At 59.1% G+C, this 3,504-nt stretch carries 3 protein-coding genes; 1 reads left to right on the plus strand and 2 read right to left on the minus strand.

What is annotated here, in order from left to right:
* Positions 1-1,020 (minus strand): hypothetical protein (locus tag IIC71_15050; protein MCH7670498.1); only part of this gene is annotated, 1,020 nt, incomplete at its 3' end.
* Positions 1,021-1,098: 78 nt separating this feature from the next.
* Positions 1,099-2,919, minus strand: a complete 1,821-nt coding sequence (locus IIC71_15055) for an S-layer homology domain-containing protein (GenBank protein ID MCH7670499.1) — start codon at positions 2,917-2,919, stop codon at positions 1,099-1,101.
* 178 nt (positions 2,920-3,097) lie between these two features.
* Here IIC71_15055 and IIC71_15060 point away from each other — a divergent pair.
* Positions 3,098-3,504, plus strand: a 407-nt coding sequence (locus IIC71_15060; GenBank protein MCH7670500.1) for a hypothetical protein, incomplete at its 3' end; no start/stop codon positions are given.

A 3,504-nucleotide genomic window follows, 5' to 3' on the forward strand; every position in this document is an offset into this window, starting at 1 on the left:
CGCTGCGATCGCCACGCTACGAGCCTGTTCACGAACCTGGGAGCGGAACATCAACCCCGCCACGGCCACGATGATGACCACCACTACTGCGGACCCGTATCGTAGGTAGAACGCCGCCGCAGAAAGCACGGAGGCGACCCAGAGGGGGAAGGTACGGTCGTGTCCTTCGCTGACACGCCACACAACCACGAGTACGCCGATCAACAGTCCAGATGTCGCCATGTCGTTGAGGAACTCCGGCGCACGGCGTAGATAGGGTTGGCCTGCCGCAAATGCAACAATCGTGATAATCGACGCAGCCTTTCGTCGAGTCGCGACACCTAGGCGAAACATTGCGACGAGCGCCAGCAGCGAGGCGACCGCACCGCCAAGACGGAGTGCGAGCACTGAGTTGCTGAGTTTGAGGATCGAAGCAGCGATCACCGCCATTCCGACGGGCCGGTGGATACCGAAACCGCTGGCCGGCGTTGCTTCGATCCAAGCGCGCGCTTTGAGTGCGTACACAGACTCATCGTGGCCGAGAGGAATGTTGGACACGAGCATTGCGGTGCCGATGAAGACGATGCTGAGGCCGGCGATTCCCGCGGCGACGAGAGTGCCCCTCGTGGGGGTCCAGGCGGGAGTTTCCGGCGTTCGGCTGAACATTTCAACGAATCGAGCGATGGGACGAAACGGCTGTTCAGAACGAAACAGCCCCACCGACAGTGCTCCGAGCAGGACCACTGTTACATAGGTAAACGCCGTGGGTGAGCCGCCGTTGGCCAGGACGACCACCAATTGAGCCGCGATACCGATCGCGACGCCGACTCCGACGACACGTTCGACAACCAATCGGTCACGCAATGTGTGGAGAGCCCAGATCATCCCTGCGAAGCCCCAGATCGCGTAGAACGCGACTCGTGGTTGACCATTGGCGACGGTTCGGGCGAAACGGATGCTGCCGAGAAGGGTGAAGGTGATCGAGGCACCTAGTATCAGGTTCCCCGCGACAAGGGTGCGGCGTTCTCGAGTGTCGGGCATCCGTCAATTGTACCCAACTGGGTCTGCGAGCCGATGAATACTCGATCGATTGCCGAGCGGTGGTGTCCGCCGAGTTGTTTAGCCGAGCGCTCGGTGGAGGAATGCTGCCATCTGTTCGCGTGTCACGTTGCTTGTCGGGCAGAACTTGTCGTTCGTCGGTGGGTTGCAACCCAGGGTTATGCCCGCGGTTGCCAGTTTCTCGATGTCTGCTTCGAATATCGAGCCGTCGTCGTCCACAAAATCGACGGTTCCAGCGTCGGTGAGTCCCAGCGCACGCACCAGGAACGCTGCCATCTGTTCTCGGGTGACAGGATCGTCGGGACAGAACTTGTCGTTCGTTGGTGGGTTGCAACCCAGGGTTATGCCCGCGGCGGCGAGTTTGTTGATGTCTGCTTCGAATATCGAGCCGTCGTCGTCTACGAAGTTCGTCGTCCCCTCATCGGTGAGATTCAACGCCCTTGTGAGAAAAGCCGCCATCTGGCCTCGTGTCACGTTGTCTGTTGGGCAGAACTTGTCGTTCGTCGGCGGATTGCAACCCGCCGTGATGCCTTCCGCCAGCAGCCAATCGATATCGTCAACGAACTCCGATCCCGAAGTGTCGACGAAGCTTTGCGTCGGGGAGTTCGGGTCGCCGATGGCGATCGTGAATCCTTCGCCGCTGCGGCCGGTGATTTGGATCTGGAGGCCTTCGATCGTGAAACTCTCACCTACTTGATACACGTGGTCGAGTTTGTTCGGGTTCGCTGGTTGCATGATCTGCTCCCGCCACAGGCTCGGGCACGGTTCAAGTCCGCCCCATCCGATACAGGTGTTGTGGTCGATCCAGTACACCTCGACACCCTCCATGTTTGCCGAGATTGGGTCGTATGCGCTTGTCGTGCGAGCGCCGAGCACGAAGAGGTCCCATTGTTTGGCCGCGTTGATTACGATCATTTGCGTTCCGGCCGAAGTGCCTGGCTGGAGGGTTACTTCTGCGTAGTCGCCGTTGGACACAAAGACGTCTGAGGGATCGATCCACCCCGACAGGTACCGGTTGTACGACAGCGTCGACAGCGCGTCGTTGGTGCCGGCGTTTGCGCTCATCACATCGATAGGGTTGTCATACTGGCTCGCCCCGCTGTTTGAGTGCGGCCAGTGGAACGTGTGCCCCATTTCGTGGACGATAATTTGTGGGTAGTTGGCAAAGGCGTAGTCGCCGACGACTGCGTAGCGTCCGCTTCCTGGTTCGTTTTCCGTCGGGAGGACGGTCGAGGGAACCCAGGGGCACTCGTCGCCTGAGAAACAGACACTTCCGGGAGAGGCGAAACCTCCGCCGGTCGTGGTGTCGATGATGAAGACACCCTCGGTTGTGGGTGCTGCTGTGGCTGCTGCGGCGCTACGACAGTTTGGGTCGCTGCCTGTCGGGGACAGGGATGAACCAGCCGTGAAGGAGAGCGTGAGTTTGCCCTGTGACCACGATGTGAAGTAGTCGGCGGTGCTTCCGTTCAGCATGTTGATCGCCTGTGTCATCCCGACAGATGTGGCTCCGCAAAGGTATACCTGCCAGTTGTCGGTGTCGAGCGAGTAGCGCCGCACAAACGGCGCCTTGGCTACGATGCCGAACGGGTCAGTGAGGTACGCGGTTGGGGTCTGCGTGCCGCTTTGGATGCTGTCTACCCAACCTTCGGGACGGGGGAGGACAGTGACGGTGTAGTCGGATCCGACCAGTTCCAGAGGATCGGACGACCCGGCCGAGTCAGTGTGACCGGTCAGCGAGACTACTGATTCTGCGCCGTTGAGGTCGCCGACCGTGGGTGTCGTCTCGGCTGCTCCAGCAGGAAGCGCAATGGTGATCGAAGCTGCGATGGCAGCAGCCAGCGTCGTTCGCACGAGTCGAACGATGTTGGTCTGGGTTTGCACGTCCTTGTCCTTCCAGATCAATTGTGTCGACCGAAAGCCCTCAAACCCCTGCTGCAAGCCCAGTCGACCAATTCAATGTACTCGCCGCCACTTCATATGTCGGCCTTTTCCAGGTGATGTAAAGAGCAAAGCACACAACAATCATCAAACACGCGCGGTGTTGTAAACTTTCGTGGTCATGAGCCTCACCCGTCCCCAGCCCGCGCGCACGTTCGACGCGGCAAAAACCTACGCAAGCCAACTCTGGGGTCGTCGGGAGTTTGCGTGGTATCTAGCAATGGGCAACCTCAAGGCTCGTAACGCTTCGACTGTCCTTGGCCTTTTCTGGTGGGTACTCAATCCGCTGCTGCTGGGTCTGGTGTATGTCCTTGTGTTTGGGGTTATTCTCAAGAGAGACACGTCGAGCGCGCCAGATGCTATTCCCTTTGTCGCTTGGCTACTGTCCGGGATCTTTCCGTTCTACTTTACCCAGACAGCTTTGACCGGGGGCGTCAACTCGATCGTGTCGAATAGTAAATTGCTTGCCAATGTGAACTTCCCTCGACTTGTCATGCCGATTTCGTCCCTTATTGAGGCCTTCGTTGG

The organism is Acidobacteriota bacterium, from assembly GCA_022562055.1.
Classification (GTDB): domain Bacteria; phylum Actinomycetota; class Acidimicrobiia; order Spongiisociales; family UBA5794; genus BMS3BBIN02.